The following is a 15,905-nucleotide window of genomic DNA, read 5'->3' on the forward strand; positions in this document are numbered from 1 at the left end:
GCATGAAATGGGTATACCGGATTGTTTCTGTCATCGCGGCGTGCGTGTTTCTGATTCCGCTGGTCTGGATGCTGGTCGTATCGATCAAGCAGGAAGGGATGAAGGTCTCCGGTTTGTTCGACTGGTTTACGCCGCCATATTCTTTCGCGGTGTACGGACAAATTATCAGCGGCACCAAGCTGATGCAGTGGGTGTGGAACAGCTTCTTCGTCGCTGGCGTCGTCACGGTTCTGACCGTTCTAGTTGCGGCTATGGCGGCTTATGCATTGTCCAAAATTCCTTTTCGGTTTAAAGCGATCATGTTCTTTTTCATTTTGGCGGGTCTTCTCGTTCCCGGCGAAGCGACCATCATTCCGCTGTATCAGGTCGCCAAGGACATGCATTTGCTGAATTCGTACCAGGGGCTGATCGTCACAGCGTTGGCTTCGCCGATGGCGGTAATCGTGCTTAAAGGATTTTTTGACGGCATCCCGAACGACCTGATTGAGAGCGTGCAGATGGATGGAGGCGGCGTATGGAAAATATTCGCGGTGATCATGCTGCCGCTGACCCGGCCGGCGCTCGCGTCGATGGCGATTCTGACCTTTATCGGCTCGTGGAACAATTTCCTGTGGCCATTCCTGTCGCTGACAAACGACAAGCTGTTTACGCTGCCGATGGGAATTCCGACCTTGATGAGCCAGTACTCGGAGGATTACGTGAAGCCGATGGTTGTGAACACGCTGTCTTCCATTCCGATCATTATTCTGTTTGTGATCTTTGAACGGCAAATTATCAAGGGGATCAGCCTGTCGGGGATTAAAGGGTGAGCGGCGCGGCCGCAGCCGGGATTCAACCGAAGCGGCGCGAGCGCGCCATCGATTTGTTCAAAGGACTGCTGATCGTCGGGATGGTGTACTGCCACACGCTGCAATTTTTCAGCGATCCGGTCGTGTACCCGTCCATCAGCCGCTGGATCGATTTCTTCAACCTCATCACCTTCTCGGGGTTTGTGTTCAGCTTCGGGTATGTATCGCAGCTTGCGTATTATTCCAAGCCGTTTCGCAGCGCTTGCCCGCGGATGCTGGTCGCCGCGCTGAAAACCCTGCTTGCCTTTTATGTATCCGGTACGGCGTTCAGGGTGTTCCATGACGGAGCGCCGCTCCAATGGGACACGATTCGGCCGATCATGCTGCTGAAGGATATTCCGGGCTGGTCCGAGTTCCTGGTGTCGTTTACGTATTTAATGGTCCTCGGCTTGGTGCTGTTTGTTCCGCTGCGCTGGCTTTCCGGGCGAAAGTGGCTTGGTTTTCTGGCGGCCGGCCTGCTCCTTGCAGGGACGCTGTTTCCTTATGGAGCGGTCCATGTTCCCCAGCTTGGGTTATTGGTCGGCACGAGGGATTTCGCCTCGTTTCCGCCTGTTCAATATTTTCCGTATTACCTGCTTGGGATCTTGTTCGCCAAATACCGGATTCGCTTCGACTGGCTCGTTCTCGCTGGATCGGTGCTTGCAACCGGACTGTTTGCGGCAAATTGGCGGTATGCCGGGGAGCTTCCTTCGCGGTTTCCGCCTTCATTGTTCTGGATTATCGGAGCTGCCTTCATATTAAATGGTTATTATTTGCTGGCCAGGGTATTGGAACGCATACCGTACGCGTTTGGCTTTCTGGAGTCGATGGGGCGGAACGTGCTTCTGTATCTGGTGCTCAGCAATTTGCTGATTTTTACGGTAAAAAGCAGCCGGCCGGATCTTCTCGTCGGAAGCGGCGGCGGCTTGCTGTACGCGGCAGGATGGCTCGCCGTATGCGGATTTTGCAGCTGGATCGTTACCAAGCGTACGCGCTAAATGTGATTACTTCAAAGGAGTAGAGAGAAATGACAGAGATGCTGCGCGGCGAATATCCTCGCCCACAATTGGTTAGAGCGGATTGGCTCAACCTTAACGGAGTATGGAATTTTGAATTTGATGACGAAGCGGCCGGCGAGAGGGAAAAATGGTACGAGCATCCTTCCTTCTCGCGGACCATTCAGGTTCCGTTTTGCTATCAGAGCAAGCTGAGCGGAATCGGAGATCCTTCGTTCCATGATATCGTGTGGTACCATCGGACTTTTACGGTGCCGACAGCGTACCAAGGCAAGCGGCTGATTCTGCATTTCGGTGCCGTGGATTATGAATGTAAAGTATGGGTGAACGGCAGGCTCGCCGCTATCCACGAAGGCGGTCATACGCCGTTTCACGCGGATATTACGGACCTGCTTCAGGGTGCGGACAACTCGATCGTGGTAAAAGCCGTCGATTACAGCCGGGACGCGGCGCTTCCGCGGGGCAAGCAGTACTGGGAGGAACAATCCGCCGGGATCTTTTATACGAGAACGACGGGAATTTGGCAGACGGTATGGATCGAACCTGTGCATGACCTCCATATCCGGAGAATTCGGCTGACGCCGGATATCGATACGAATGAAGTGTCCCTTCAGACTTTCGTTCAGGGCTGGGACACCCGGGCCAAGCTTCAATTAAAGTCGGTTATTTCTTTCGCGGGGCAAGTCGTTTCCGAAGATACCTTTTCGGTGACGGGGAAAGACGAGATGCGCCGCATCCGCCTGCACGATTTTAACGATCATGGCTTGGGGCGCTGGTGGTCGCCTGAACGTCCGAATCTGTATGACTTGGAGCTCACGCTCCTGGTGGACGAGGTAGCGGTGGATACCGTCGCCAGTTACTTCGGCATGCGGAAAATTTCGATCGAGGACGGCGTCGTGCTGCTCAATAACCGCCCATATTATATGAAAATGGTGCTGGACCAGGGGTATTTTCCGGATGGCCTGCTGACCGCTCCTTCCGATGAAGCGCTGAAAAAAGACATTGAGCTGACGAAGGAAATGGGATTCAACGGCGCCCGAAAGCATCAAAAGATCGAAGACCCCCGTTACCTGTACTGGGCGGACCGTTTGGGCCTGCTTGTCTGGGGAGAAATGGCCAACGCGTTCCGGTTCACGGAAACCTATGCCGGGCAGATCACCCGGGAATGGCTGCAGGCGGTGGAGCGGGATTATAATCATCCCTGCATCGTGGCCTGGGTTCCGCTCAATGAAAGCTGGGGCGTAACGAATATATTGGTGAGTCCCGCCGAGCAGCAGCATGCGCTTGCGCTGTATCACATGACCAAATCGCTGGACATGTCACGTCCGGTCATCTCTAATGACGGCTGGGAACTGGTCAAGACCGACCTGGTTACCATTCATGATTACGAATGGCGCAAAGAAGTGCTGGCAGACCGCTATTCGACCGTGGAGCAGGCGCTTCAGGCAAAACCGGGCAACCGCTGGATTCTGGTGCCGGGGTATCCTTATGAAGGACAGCCGCTGCTGCTTACCGAATTCGGCGGAATCTCATTCCAGAAGGGGAACCAGGAAGGATGGGGTTACTCCGGAGCGTCGAATGAGGAAGATTTCGAACGGCGCCTGGCCGACGTGGTTCAAGGCGCTCTCGCTTCGCCTGTGCTTCAGGGCTTCTGCTATACGCAGCTGACGGACGTCGAACAGGAAATTAACGGTTTGCTGACGTACGACCGGCAGCCAAAGATTCCGCTGGAGAAGATCCGTGAGATTGTGCAGGGACGTTGATACAGCTTTTAAAATAGAGTGGCTAATAAGTAAATAAAGAGTGAAGAGGGCCCCGTTTCGGGGCTTTCTTTTTTTGTAAATGGTGGCATCGTCTAGTTAATCGGTATAAAGACTGTTATAATACAAAAGACAAAGATATGATTGATCAGGATAAAGTGGGCCCTTTCTTTGTTTAGAACCATCGCGTGACCAATGGAACCCGAGTCCGAATAAAACCATGGTGATACAGGAAAAGGGGAATGAGAAATGGAAATGAAGCTGATTTTTACAAACAAAGGCAAAAATGCCATCGGAAACTTCGAAAACGATGAGCTGATCGAAGTGTTCACGAGGTACAGTAAGACATTGATGAAAAAGTACGATCTTGTCGTGTTGGTTCCCTCTGAAGATAACCGTGACATTACGGCCGACGGTACCATCAATGTGCAACTGAACGACGTCAAATGCGATGTTCAAACGTTCTTCAAGGAACTGGCCAGAGATGTGAAGGTTCCGTTAAAGAAACGGCTGGACGCCGGCGAGACGCTGGATGGCGTGTTTAAGGCGGAGCTGGTCAAATAAGGCATTAGAATAATCGTTAATGAAGAAAAGGGAGCCGGCGGGCTCCCTTTTTTTGATGATCGAGCGGAACCACACAAATAACAGCTTAGCCTTTTAGAGCGGATACTCATCCGTTTACGTTAGCAACACCGGCTGTTAATTCCGACCAGACCGCCTTCACGTCTCCGGCTTTCATCACTTTTCCGAAGTACTGCCCAATGTTCGATAAGGTCATTTCGTGGGCCTCGGCAGAGGAACCGGCGCAGGCGTCCTCGACGAGCGTCACGTTATAGTCGAGCATGAATGCGTCCCTGGCGGTCGACTCCACGCATACGTTTGTGAGGACGCCGGTCAGGACAACAGATTTGCACCCCAGAGAGCGCAGCATCAAATCGAGGTTGGTGCCGATAAATGCGCTGTACCGATGCTTTTCCACCACATAATCGCCCTCCTTGGGCTCCAGCCCGTACAGCTCCGTGCCCCAACTTCCCTTCTCGACGATCCGAAGCGGGTTGCCGTTGGCCGTATGCTGCAGCTCCCATGCCTGGGAGGTAGTGCCCGCATCCAACGTCATTTGTACGAAGATGACCGGCACCCCGCTTGCCCTTGCTTGACCGGTAAGGTCATGGATGGGCCGCACACAAGCCTGGAACGCCGGGATATCAACGATTCCCGCGCGGCCGCAGGCTCCGTTTTCGTGGCAAAAATCGTTTTGCATGTCGATAATGATCAGGGCGGTATCCTCCGGATGAAGCCATGCATGGGTACTCAAATGAAATCCCTCCAAAATAAATATTGATGTGTTTATGTCAAATAATATAACATTAAAACCTCGATTACAGGATATCGCACTTTTTTATACCCTGAAATACAAGAAATATGATATAAATAGGATAATATATGTTATTTATTCTTACACAATCGGAATTTCCTCCGACCTGCTGATCGGTCAAACCAATTTTTATGGAAGGTGGGGATGGAATGGATCTGGAAGGTCTGCATTCATTTGCAACGATTGCCAAGGAGAAGAGCATTTCCAAGGCTGCCCAGACGCTGCATGTCACCCAGCCGACGCTTAGCGCGAGAATACGCAAGCTGGAGGAGGGGATGGGCGTCAAGCTGCTGGACCGGGGGTGGGACGGAGTGAAGCTGACGCAGGAAGGGCATTATTTTCTGTATTATGCGATCCAAATGGTAAGCCAGTTCAACAATGCCTCTGCGATGCTGAACAAAGCAGACCTGTTGAAGTTCGATCGTTCCCTTGCCGAAGTGACCCGCATGGACCGGATGGTGATCGGCGTCGACACCGGACTGTCCGGCAGGTTCGTGTACCCTCTGGTTGCCGAATTGCAGCGCATTCGCCCCGATCTGAAGTGTAAGTATGTTTCCCGTTCGTCCATGCTGCTCATTGATCTGATCGAGTACGGGGTCATCGATATCGGGCTGTTTTATGATGTGAAGGAATGCCGTCATTTGCAGCCGGTGCATCTTCTGGACGACGAATGGGTGCTGCTGTGTTCGGAAGAAGCCTATCCTGGCGTGATCCGCAAGGATGATGACCTTATCAACGTGCTCAAGCATGACATGTTCGTGCTGTTCGAAAATCCGATCGCCACCTACGTGAATGTATGGGAGGTGCTGTCCAAACTGTTTGGGTCCACGCCAGACAAGTTCCAAATCGTGGACAGCAGCGATATGATGCTGGGGGTCGTAGCCAACGGCCAGGGATACACGTTCGTACCCAAATGCTACGTCCCTGAGTTGTACCTGGAGGCCTATCCGATCCGAATGATCCCTTTTGGTTCCATGCTGCCGGCTCTGCCGGTATACATGGCATACTCGGAAACCGTCCAACTCGACGTGCCGATCGGCGAATTGCAGCGCAGGCTGCTTGCCAGATACAAGCCGGGCGCAGGGCACACCGCCGCTTCCGGCGGTTTGAATGGATAAGGAGACAAATACAAAATAGGAGCACCCTCCTGGATGAAATGAGCCGGGAGGGTGCTTTTTTGCCTGTGCGGGTTCAAACGAAGAAGTTATTCGTGCACGGATTTATCATGATGCGGGTGCAGCGGATGCAGTTGTCATACCGTTTCTAAACATTGGCTGGATGACGGGCTCGATACCCTCGACATCGATGTCATACAAAGTGCCTAGAAGCGAAAGGAGCGGAATGGCGGCAGACGCTGCCGCTTCTATACGCTCTTTGGCCATCGGGATGCCGATGATCGCTGCCTGCAGTGCCTCAGCGGTGCTTTCTTCCGCATCCCTTTCTTGCCGGGTAGTGGCTGTTAGCTTGTATTCGTTATCCATAGTATTCCTCCTCTGGTATGGTATGTAGCGGGCTGATTCGGCTGTCCACTGATCAGGTGAATGTGCAGAAACCGGTTTTTCGACTAGTCCAGCTCCGGATGACGGAAATGCCAGTCCGTGCTTTGCTCATACGCATGGCCGATGCCGAGGAGCTCCGCTTCGGCAAACGGTTTGCCGATGAGCTGCATGCTGATCGGCATCCCTGCAGCCGAAAAGCCGCAGGGCATGGCGAGGCTCGGCAGGCCGGTTACGTTCGTCGGCATGGTCAGTTCAGCGAAGCGCATGCTGATTTCGACGTCGTGGATGCCGGGCGCAGTTGCCGGGAGGGTCGGGGTAAGCAGGACGTCGGCTGCAGATAGCGCCTGCATATACTCCTGCTGCAGGAGCCGGCGCGCCCGCTGTGCCTGCAAATAGTGGACGGCCGGGATCAGGCGGGCGCCTTCGATCATTCCCCGGACATCCGGTCCGTACTGCTCCGGCTGTTCCCGGTACCACTTCTCGTGAATGGAGGCGACTTCGCCCATGCAAATACCGTTGCCGATCGCGCTGACACGGCTTAGGAGCGGGATCTCCACTTCAATGACATTCGCTCCAAGCAGCTTGAACTGCCCCATGGCTGCCTGAAGGGCGGCCTCCACCTCCGGATCAATGCCGTCGTAGTAAAAGGACGAGGGAATCCCGATGGTGATGCCGAGCAGATCGCCGCGCAGCATGCCGGTGAAATCCGGGACCGATACGTCGGCCGACGTATCGTCCAGTGGATCATATCCCGCCATAGCCTGAAGGCAGATGGCGGCGTCTTGGGTCGAGCGGGTCAGCGGGCCGGCGTGGTCCAGCGACCACGACAGCGGAAAAATGCCATGGCGGCTGATCCTGCCGTATGTCGGCTTCAGGCCGACGATGCCGCAGGCTGCTGCGGGAATGCGGACTGAGCCGCCGGTGTCCGTGCCTGTGCCCATGTAGGCGAGTCCGGCTGCTACGGCCGATCCCGAGCCACCGCTTGAGCCGCCCGGGGATTTCTCCAGGTTCCACGGATTGCGGCAGGGACCGAAATGAGGGCTGTTCGTCAGCGTCCCGGCGGCAAACTCATGGGTCTGCACTTTGCCGAGCAGGACCGCGCCTGCTTCTCCCAGCTTACGGACGACGGTGGCATCCGTATCCGGCACGAAAGTTTCGAGAATTTTGGAGCCGACAGCCGTCCGGATTCCCTGGGTATTATAAATATCTTTGTGGGCGATAGGAATTCCGTGAAGCGGACCTCTGTACTCTCCTTTCATGATTTCAACTTCGGCCGCTTTGGCCTGGGCGAGCGCGAGATCGGCCGTAACCGTTACGTACGCATTCAGCCGGGGATTGAGCGTTTCAATCCGTTCGAGAAGCATCTGCGTAATTTCAACGGGTGAAATGCGGCGGCTGCGGATGCGTTCCGATAAGCCGGCGATCGTATCATACAGCAGCTCCTGATGCAGGGTGGTCATAGATAACATCTCCTTTGCTAAGAAAGATTGTGGATGAGTGCTCTACCTCTCGAATGACTTGAACAAATGGATTCTTTAAGGGTATCCCCCCATAGTTGATTTACCTTCAAGCTGTGTCATTTCTATGGAAGAATAATGGTCCTCGAATGCAAAAATCCAATTGTTCTTTGTATATACGGAGGTAATTGTTAAGAAACATAACATATTTTCTCCGAAAAAGGACTGGAAGAAGGTATAGAATGTTTCGATATCCTAACATTACAGAATTTATGTTAGTATTTATCACACAAACGACATTCCTGGCATGCTACAAAAAAACCGATTGATCAAAGGCCAGGGAGATCCATTTTTCAGAAGCTGCGAAGGAGGGAATATGATGTCAAATCTTTTGGAAATCGACAGCCTTGTCACCTCATTTTCGACCAAGAAAGGGATGGTGGATGCCGTCAGGGGAGTCACCCTGCGGGTCAAAAAAGGAAAGACGACGGTTATTCTCGGGGAATCGGGTTCGGGGAAGAGCGTCATGCTCCGTTCCATTCTGCGGCTGACGCAGCGCGGTTCGAATGTTGCCGGCAGCGTCCGGCTCGAAGGAGAAGACTTGCTGGGCAAATCGCCGAAAGAAATGGTGGCGATCCGCGGGAACCGGGTGGCAATGATATTCCAGGACGCCCTATCGGCGCTCGACCCGCTGTACCGGGTCGGCGACCAGCTGAAGGAAACGATCAGGGCGCACCATAAAGTGGGGAGAAGGGAAGCAAAGGATAGGGTCATCGAGCTGTTCCGTAAGGTTGGCATTCCTTCGCCGGAGGAAAGGGTACGCGCCTACCCCCATGAGATGAGCGGCGGCATGCGGCAGAGGGCGGTCATTGCGATGGCGCTCGGCTGCCGTCCCGATCTGCTTCTCGCCGATGAACCGACCACCGCTCTGGACGTTACTATTCAGGCGCAAATCCTTCGGCTGTTCAAGGAGCTTCAGGCCGAGTTCGGGATGTCGATCGTGCTGGTCACCCATGATATCGGCGTGGCCGCCGAAATGGCCGACGAGGTCGCCGTCATGTATGCCGGCAAAATCGTCGAGTATGGATCGGCGGAGGAGGTTCTGACCAGACCGATGCATCCCTACACGGCCGGGCTGATTGCGGCGACGCCTCAGAGCAAGCAAACGGGAAGGCTGTCCACCATCCCCGGACAGCCGCCGCTCATTACGGAAATGCCGCCGGGTTGCGCTTTTGCACAGCGCTGTCCATATGCCGAGAGCCGGTGCACGGAGAGTGTCCCGGATTACGTAAGCGCGGGACGATCGCAGCAGGCGGCCTGCTTCCAGCTTGCCGGCCGGGAAAGATACGCCCAATAAAAATAATGGAACCCTGTGGAGGTGCCGGAGATGAAACCATACTCAAGCTTGAAAAAAACGTACGCCATCACTCTACTGCTGCTTATCCTGTGCCTCTCAATGGTTCTTAGCGGGTGCGGCAGAGGCGGAGCAGCCGCTGAAGGCTCGGCGGCGAAAGGGACTCTGGTGATTGCCATGTCCGCCGCGAACATTCCGGTACCGGACACGATGCCGACCGAAGGCTACGAAGGGATGCGCTTTGTCGGCTATCAGCTGTACGACGCGCTGGTGAAATGGGATTTGACGCAAGGCGACAAGCCGGCCGAACTCACGGGCGGCCTGGCCGAATCATGGGAACATTCGAACAGCAATCCGACCGAGTGGACCTTTCATCTGCGCCAAGGGGTTAAGTTCCATGACGGAACGCCGTTTAATGCGGATTCCGTCATCTTTGCCCTCGACCGTCTGCTGAAGCCGGATTCCCCGTATTACGATGCAAAAATTGCCGGTTCCACCGGCAGCTCGCTTCGTTTTATCGCGAAGTACGCCAAGGCTGACGAAAACACGGTTCGAATTTATACCAACGGACCCTACAGCTTTCTGCTGTACGACTTGGCCAGCATTCTGATACCAAGCCCGGAAGCGGTCAAGAAGTACGGCGGGGATTATGCGAATCATCCCACCGGAACAGGGCCCTTCAAATTCGTGAGCATGAAGCAGGGGCAGGAATTGGTTATGGATAAGAACGACAAGTACTGGGGCACGGTCCCGAAATTGGATCGGGTGGTGCTCCGGCCGATCAGCGATCCGTCCGCCCGGCTCGCGGCAATTCAGTCCGGGGAGGTTAACTGGGCCGAGATTCCGCCAACCGAATCGATTGAGCAGCTGAAAAGCATGGGATTCCAGGTGTTGACCAATACGTACCCGCACATTTGGCCGTATGTCCTGAACACGGCCGATGGCCCATGGAAAGACAAAAAGGTGCGGCAGGCGGCGAATTACGCCATCGACCGGGAAGGCATGAGCGCCGACTTGCTGGGCGGCGCCTCCATCCCGGCGACGCAGCTGATGTACAAAGGGCATGCTTGGTACAGTTCCGATGCGGAGCCGTATGCCTATGACCCGGACAAAGCCAAGAAGCTGCTGGCGGAAGCGGGTTATCCCAATGGCTTCTCAACCACCTTCCTGGTCCCGACAAGCGGATCCGGCAACATGTGGCCGGTGCAGATGAACGAATACGTTCAGAAGGACCTGAAGGCTGTGGGGATCGACGTGAAAATCGAATCTATCGAGTGGCAGTCGCTGCTGACCCAGTATCTTCAAGGGTTCCCCAAAGACAAGGAAGTGGGCGCAATAAATATTTCCCTTCCGACCATTGCCCCGAACTCCTTCCCGAACTTCTTCTCGTCGGCGGCTCTGTTTCCGAAAGGCTTGAATATCGGCGGATACTCCAATCCGGAGCTGGATCGGATATTGAACGAGGCGCAAACCAGCTTCGACGCCGGTAAGCGGGATGCGCTGCTGAAGCAGGCCTCGGCAATCATTGCGGAGGACGCCCCTTGGATCTTCGTCGTGCATGACCTGAACTTGAGGGTGCTCGCTCCGGACATTCACGGCTTTGTTCAGCCTCAGTCCTGGTTTGCGGATCTGACGGGCATCTCCATCGAGTAAAAAAGGGGGGTTACGCGCATGGTTGCTTTTATCAGTAAACGTCTGCTTCTGTTCATCCCCACGCTGTTTGGCGTATCCGTCATCGTGTTTCTGATGCTCCAAATGGTCCCCGGCGATCCCGTCAACACGATCGTTCCTGCGGATGCGACCGAGGAAGAGCGGATGCGGGTAACACGCGAGCTTGGGCTCGACAAGCCGATTTATGTGCAGTTCATCTATTGGCTCGTCCATATGTTTCAAGGGGATATGGGGACATCTATCATCAAGCGGCTGCCGGTCAGCGAACTGCTGCTCCCGGCTGTAGGAAATACGCTGCTGCTGGCGGCGGCTTCCGCCGTCGTATCGTTCGGCCTCGGCCTGGCCATCGGCGTTTACAGCGCATACCGTCCTAAATCGTGGGCGGCTTCCCTGTTCAACGTGCTGGGACTCGCGGGAATCGGCATGCCGAATTTCTGGGCCGCGCTGATTCTGATCGGGATATTCTCCGTCAGTCTCGGCTGGCTCCCTTCCTCCGGGATGCAGAGTATCGGGGGTGGAGGGCTGCTGGATACCTTCAGGCACCTGATCCTCCCGACGGTTGCGGCCTCCCTGACGACGCTTGGCGTTATGACCCGGATGGTGCGCAGTACGATCGCGGGTTTGCTCCAGCAGGACTTCGTGTTCGCACTGCAGGCCAAAGGTGCGCCGGCAGGCAAAGTGCTGCGCCATGTGCTCAAGAACGGCATGCCGACCATTTTGACGGTGGCCGGGCTCCAATTCGGCTATTTGATCGGCGGCTCCGTCCTGGTGGAAACGGTCTTTGCCTGGCCCGGCATCGGCCAGTTGATCTACCAGGCGATCGGGCAGCGGGACTTTCCCATCGTCCAATCGGGCGTTCTTGTGGTAGCTGTCGCTTTTGTTCTCATCAATCTGGCAGTCGACTCACTGCATGCGGTTCTTGATCCAAGAGTAAGGCATTCTTGAAAGGAGTGGGCAGCATGGCTACCAATGTTCAATCCATTGTTCCCGATGCGGCTTCGGCCGCAAGTTTGCCAAAACAGCCCTCACAGGCTGCCGAACGATGGCGGGCGTTCTGTAGGCGGAGAGCGGCGCTGGTCGCGCTGGTCATTCTCGCCGCGATCGTCCTCGCCTGCATCGCCGCCCCGTGGCTGTCCCCGTATGATCCTTACGCGGGTAACGTCAAAGAGAGGCTTCTCCCTGTCGGGTCGGCGGGACACCTTCTTGGCACGGATGAACAAGGGCGGGATTTGCTTACCCGGATCTTGTACGGGGGGCGGCTGAGCCTGCTGTCAGGCATCGTCCCGGTCATGATCGCCGTTATCCTAGGTGGCGGGCTTGGAATCATCGCCGGATATTTTAAAGGTATCGTCAATACGCTCATCATGCGCACGCTGGATATTTTGTTCTCGTTCCCGGCGATTCTGCTGGCCATCGGCATCTCCGCTTCGCTCGGTCCGGGCATCAGCAACATCATGATCTCGGCGACAATCGTCTTCATTCCGCCGATTGCCCGCATTGCCGAAACGGCCGTGAAGGAGGTGAAGAAGGAGGAGTATATCGAAGCCGCGCTGTCCAGCGGGGCCGGAACGGGGCTCATCATCCGTTTTCATGTCGTAAACAACATTTTTTCTCGACTGTTTGTCTACAGCACGACCCAGATCGGCATCTGCCTCATGCTCGCGTCCGGTCTGAGCTTTCTGGGACTCGGCGTATCGCCGCCGACGCCGGAGTGGGGATTTATGCTGAACAATTTGAAGCAAGTCATATTTATTGACCCCATCGTTACGATCGTCCCGGGCATCTTTATATTCATCACATCGCTTGCGCTCAACATCGTATCCGACGCCTTGTCGGATGTACTGGACAGCAAAGGTTAAGGAGGGATAACAGATGGAGCACATTCTTGAAGTGACCGATGTCAGCAAGACCTTTCCCCTGCGGGGGTTGTTCGGACAGAGCAAGGGAGGGGTGTCCGCTGTCAACGGGGTATCCTTCACGCTGAAATCCAAGGGTACGCTCGGCATCGTCGGCGAGTCCGGATGCGGCAAGTCTACTTTGGCCCGGCTGATCATGAGACTGATTGAGCCTGATCAAGGGCAGGTCCGATACAAGAACGAGGATTTGCTGAAGCTCGGCGGTTCCGATTTGAAGAAAATGAGGAAACGGATTCAAATGGTGTTTCAAAATCCTTATTCTTCGCTGAATCCGAAGCTGACCATTCTGGACAATGTGGCGTTCCCGCTGTGGGCCAATGGAACCGGGCGGGCTGCCTCCAGTACGCAGGCATACCGTTATTTGGATGCGGTAGGCTTGCCCAAATCCTATGCCGCGAAGTATCCGTATCATTTAAGCGGCGGGCAGAGGCAGCGCGTGGCCATTGCCAGGGCGCTCGTGCTCGAACCGGACATCGTCATTGCCGACGAGGCGGTGTCGGCGCTGGACAAATCGGTGCAAGCCCAGGTTCTGAACCTGTTTCAAGATCTGAAAAAGGAGTTCGACCTGTCGCTGATCTTTATTTCCCACGATCTGCACGTGGTGGAATATATGAGCGACGATGTCATGGTGATGTATTTGGGTGGCGTCGTGGAGAAGGGGCCGAAGGAAGAAGTTTTTGCGAATCCACGGCATCCTTACACACAGGCGCTTCTAAAGTCGGTGCCCTCGGTGGACCTGGCCGTTCGCAAGGCGCCGGAAACTGTGCTGCTGAAGGGTGACCTCCCGAGTCCGCTGAATCCGCCGTCCGGCTGCCGCTTCCGGACGCGGTGCATGTTCGCCGAAGCGCGCTGCGCACAGAATGTGCCGGCTCTCGTTGAGGTAGGCGAGGGTCATCACACGGCGTGCCTGCTGGTACACGAAGGAATGGCGGCCGTTCAAAATTTGTAGAAGGGTGTGTGAATATACGATGACAAATCCAAAGTTCGGCTCTAGCGAGGTTCAGGACATCGTTACGGTAGCTGCGATAAATTTTCATCCCAAATGGGGGGATAAGGCGGATAATTTGAAGCGCATGAAAGGCTATGTGCGGACGGCGGCGAAGCAGGGCGCGGATTTGATATTGTTCCCGGAAACCGCGCTAACCGGCTATGGTGTCAAGGATGACGATCCTGAAATGCAGAGGCAGAATGCCGAAACGGTGCCCGGCGAATCGACGCTGGCCCTTGCTGAGCTGTCCAAGGAGTACGGTGTGTATGTCGTGCTTGGGATGCCGGAGCGGGATGCGGCGAACCCGGATATCATCTACAATTCCGCGGCCGTGATCGGTCCGGAAGGCGTAATCGGTGCCTACCGCAAAATCCATCCGGCGGCCAAGGAGTCACTATGGGCGACAAAGGGCAGCGAGCCGCTCATGTTTGACACGCCATGGGGACCGGTGGGGGTCGGCATCTGTTACGATTCCTACTGCTTCCCTGAACTGGTCCGGCATTATACTGCGCTCGGTTCGCGGATATATTTGAATCCGACGGCGATCCACAATGTGGAGGGATGGCAGGACCTGTATTACACGACGCTCAAATCGAGATCGCTGGAGAACGGCACGTTTATCGTCAGCTCGAACCTTGTCGGCCAGGATTACGATTCGTATTTTCCCGGTGGCAGCATGATCGTCGGTCCTGCAAGCCACATCGGCTCGGAATACAAGGGGGCGCCGGTCGAGGATAAGGAGGCGGTCGTGCTGGCGACCCTCGATTTGAGCCAGGCGGGAGGCCGGCTCCCGTTGTTTGAGCACAATCCGCTGACCGGTGTGCCGGACTGGAGGCCTGACATATATCTGCACATGCTGAGCGGCATCACCCGGAACAGCAAGTGGGCCGGCAGCTCGGAAAATAAGCTGCTCCCTAAGCCGCCGGCCGCCGTCATCGTGTAAACTCCTCTGCCGATAACGAACAAAAGCCGCCCTCTGCCTGGTCTGTTAGACTAGGGAGAAGGCGGCTTGTTGTTATGCTTGACATGCTAGGCGTCGGAACGATTAGGGAATGCAGCTTACCGCTGCTGTATAGCTTAGCGTTCGTCCGAAGTCAGGTCTAGCCAGTCGAGCTCCGCACGGCTCAGCTGAATCCGGGAGCCCTCGTCGCAGGAACGCAGCTCTTCTGCCGACTGGGCGCCAATCAGGGCGCAGGTCGGGAACGGCTGGTTCAGCACGTAAGCGAGGGCGATTTGGATGGCGGTCACGCCGCGCTCCGCGCCGAGCTGCTTCGCACGCTCCAGGCGCTCCCAGTTGGCGTCGCTGTAGAACACGCGGACCAAGTCGGCGTTGTCGCGGACTTCCGGCGTAAACCGGCCGGTAAAGAAGCCTCTTGCCTGGGAAGACCAGGAGAAGAGCGGAAACTGCTCGGCTTCATGCCAGGCGCAGGTTTCGGCATCGGCCGAGACGCAGCCTTTCCAGAACGGCTCGTTCGGCTTGGCAAGGCTGAGATTCGGGCTGCTGAAGGTAAAGCCGGTCAAGCCTTTCTCGGCCGCGTATTCGTTGGCTTCCTTGATCCGCTGCCACGTCCAGTTGGAACAGCCGATGGCGCCGACGGTACCTGACTTGACATATTCGTTCAAAATTTCGATCACTTCGCCGGCAGGCACGTTCGGATCGTCCCGGTGCAGCGCGTACAGATCGATAAAATCGGTCTGCAGCCGCTTCAGACTGGTCGTAATATCGTGCCGGATGGCTTCCTTGTTGACGCGCGGACCGTTCTGGTCGTGATGGGCGCCCTTGGTCAGGATGACGATCTGATCCCGGTTGCCGCGCTCCTTCATGTAACGGCCCAGCACTTCTTCGCTTTCGCCGCCGCAGTAGATGTGAGCGGAGTCGACGGAATTGCCGCCGATGGCCAGATACGCGTCCATATTAGCCGCGGCTTTATCGTACGTATTATGGTAAAAGTAGTCCGTGCCTTTCATCAATCGGGAAACCTTTTTATCCAGACCTTTGACCGAAATGTATTCCATGGATGATACCCTCCTAAGCTATTGTG

15 protein-coding genes are annotated in these 15,905 nt (G+C 55.5%); 11 read left to right on the forward strand and 4 right to left on the reverse strand.

Features of this window, described 5'->3' with window-relative positions:
- Positions 1-2 precede the first annotated feature (2 nt).
- The 4 genes from ABID47_RS03625 (at position 3) to ABID47_RS03640 (ending at position 4,167) form a co-directional block, all read left to right on the forward strand.
- On the forward strand, positions 3-809 hold the full coding sequence (locus ABID47_RS03625) for a carbohydrate ABC transporter permease (protein ID WP_076171004.1): 807 nt from the start codon (positions 3-5) through the stop codon (positions 807-809).
- Positions 806-1,825, forward strand: coding sequence for a hypothetical protein (locus ABID47_RS03630; RefSeq protein WP_354494938.1), 1,020 nt, complete (start codon positions 806-808; stop codon positions 1,823-1,825). Before ABID47_RS03625 ends, ABID47_RS03630 begins: the two co-directional genes overlap by 4 nt.
- Before the next feature lie 29 nt (positions 1,826-1,854).
- A complete protein-coding gene (locus ABID47_RS03635) occupies positions 1,855-3,606 on the forward strand; it encodes a glycoside hydrolase family 2 protein (RefSeq protein WP_354494939.1) in 1,752 nt (583 codons plus the stop codon).
- Positions 3,607-3,852: 246 nt separating this feature from the next.
- Positions 3,853-4,167: a hypothetical protein gene (locus ABID47_RS03640; protein ID WP_354494940.1), complete on the forward strand. Its 315-nt coding sequence runs from the start codon at positions 3,853-3,855 to the stop codon at positions 4,165-4,167.
- A 106-nt stretch (positions 4,168-4,273) separates the two neighbouring features.
- Here ABID47_RS03640 and ABID47_RS03645 read toward each other — a convergent pair whose 3' ends face one another.
- A complete protein-coding gene (locus tag ABID47_RS03645; protein ID WP_354494941.1) occupies positions 4,274-4,918 on the reverse strand; it encodes a cysteine hydrolase family protein in 645 nt (214 codons plus the stop codon).
- 209 nt (positions 4,919-5,127) lie between these two features.
- Here ABID47_RS03645 and ABID47_RS03650 point away from each other — a divergent pair, with 209 nt between their 5' ends.
- Positions 5,128-6,096, forward strand: coding sequence for a LysR family transcriptional regulator (locus ABID47_RS03650; RefSeq protein ID WP_354494942.1), 969 nt, complete (start codon positions 5,128-5,130; stop codon positions 6,094-6,096).
- Positions 6,097-6,201: 105 nt separating this feature from the next.
- Here ABID47_RS03650 and ABID47_RS03655 read toward each other — a convergent pair whose 3' ends face one another.
- Together ABID47_RS03655 and ABID47_RS03660 are read right to left on the reverse strand one after the other, a co-directional pair.
- Positions 6,202-6,459, reverse strand: coding sequence for a hypothetical protein (locus ABID47_RS03655; RefSeq protein WP_354494943.1), 258 nt, complete (start codon positions 6,457-6,459; stop codon positions 6,202-6,204).
- An 83-nt stretch (positions 6,460-6,542) separates the two neighbouring features.
- Entirely contained in the window at positions 6,543-7,937 is a 1,395-nt protein-coding gene (locus ABID47_RS03660; protein ID WP_354494944.1) for an amidase, read from the reverse strand.
- 376 nt (positions 7,938-8,313) lie between these two features.
- On the opposite strand from ABID47_RS03660, the gene ABID47_RS03665 reads away from it, so the two are divergent.
- From ABID47_RS03665 to ABID47_RS03690, 6 genes are read left to right on the forward strand one after another with little or no spacing between them, the layout of a single operon-like run.
- Complete coding sequence (locus ABID47_RS03665; protein ID WP_089547977.1) at positions 8,314-9,291, forward strand: ABC transporter ATP-binding protein; 978 nt, start codon at positions 8,314-8,316, stop codon at positions 9,289-9,291.
- A gap of 30 nt (positions 9,292-9,321) precedes the next feature.
- The gene (locus tag ABID47_RS03670) at positions 9,322-10,941 is read left to right on the forward strand and encodes an ABC transporter substrate-binding protein (protein WP_354494945.1); all 1,620 of its coding nucleotides are present in this window, start codon (positions 9,322-9,324) and stop codon (positions 10,939-10,941) included.
- 18 nt (positions 10,942-10,959) lie between these two features.
- Entirely contained in the window at positions 10,960-11,904 is a 945-nt protein-coding gene (locus tag ABID47_RS03675) for an ABC transporter permease (RefSeq protein WP_354494946.1), read from the forward strand.
- Between the two features lie 14 nt (positions 11,905-11,918).
- Complete coding sequence (locus ABID47_RS03680; protein WP_036715232.1) at positions 11,919-12,818, forward strand: ABC transporter permease; 900 nt, start codon at positions 11,919-11,921, stop codon at positions 12,816-12,818.
- A gap of 13 nt (positions 12,819-12,831) precedes the next feature.
- Positions 12,832-13,824 carry an ABC transporter ATP-binding protein gene (locus ABID47_RS03685; protein WP_354494947.1) on the forward strand — a complete coding sequence of 331 codons (993 nt, stop codon included), beginning with the start codon at positions 12,832-12,834 and terminating at the stop codon, positions 13,822-13,824.
- Between the two features lie 19 nt (positions 13,825-13,843).
- On the forward strand, positions 13,844-14,806 hold the full coding sequence (locus ABID47_RS03690) for a carbon-nitrogen hydrolase family protein (protein ID WP_354494948.1): 963 nt from the start codon (positions 13,844-13,846) through the stop codon (positions 14,804-14,806).
- Between the two features lie 134 nt (positions 14,807-14,940).
- Here the strand turns inward: ABID47_RS03690 and ABID47_RS03695 are convergent, their stop codons facing one another.
- Positions 14,941-15,879 carry an aldo/keto reductase gene (locus tag ABID47_RS03695; protein WP_354494949.1) on the reverse strand — a complete coding sequence of 313 codons (939 nt, stop codon included), beginning with the start codon at positions 15,877-15,879 and terminating at the stop codon, positions 14,941-14,943.
- Positions 15,880-15,905: the final 26 nt, after the last annotated feature.

Source organism: Paenibacillus favisporus (genome assembly GCF_040545415.1).
In the GTDB taxonomy this organism is placed as follows: Bacteria; Bacillota; Bacilli; order Paenibacillales; family Paenibacillaceae; genus Paenibacillus_AQ; species Paenibacillus_AQ favisporus.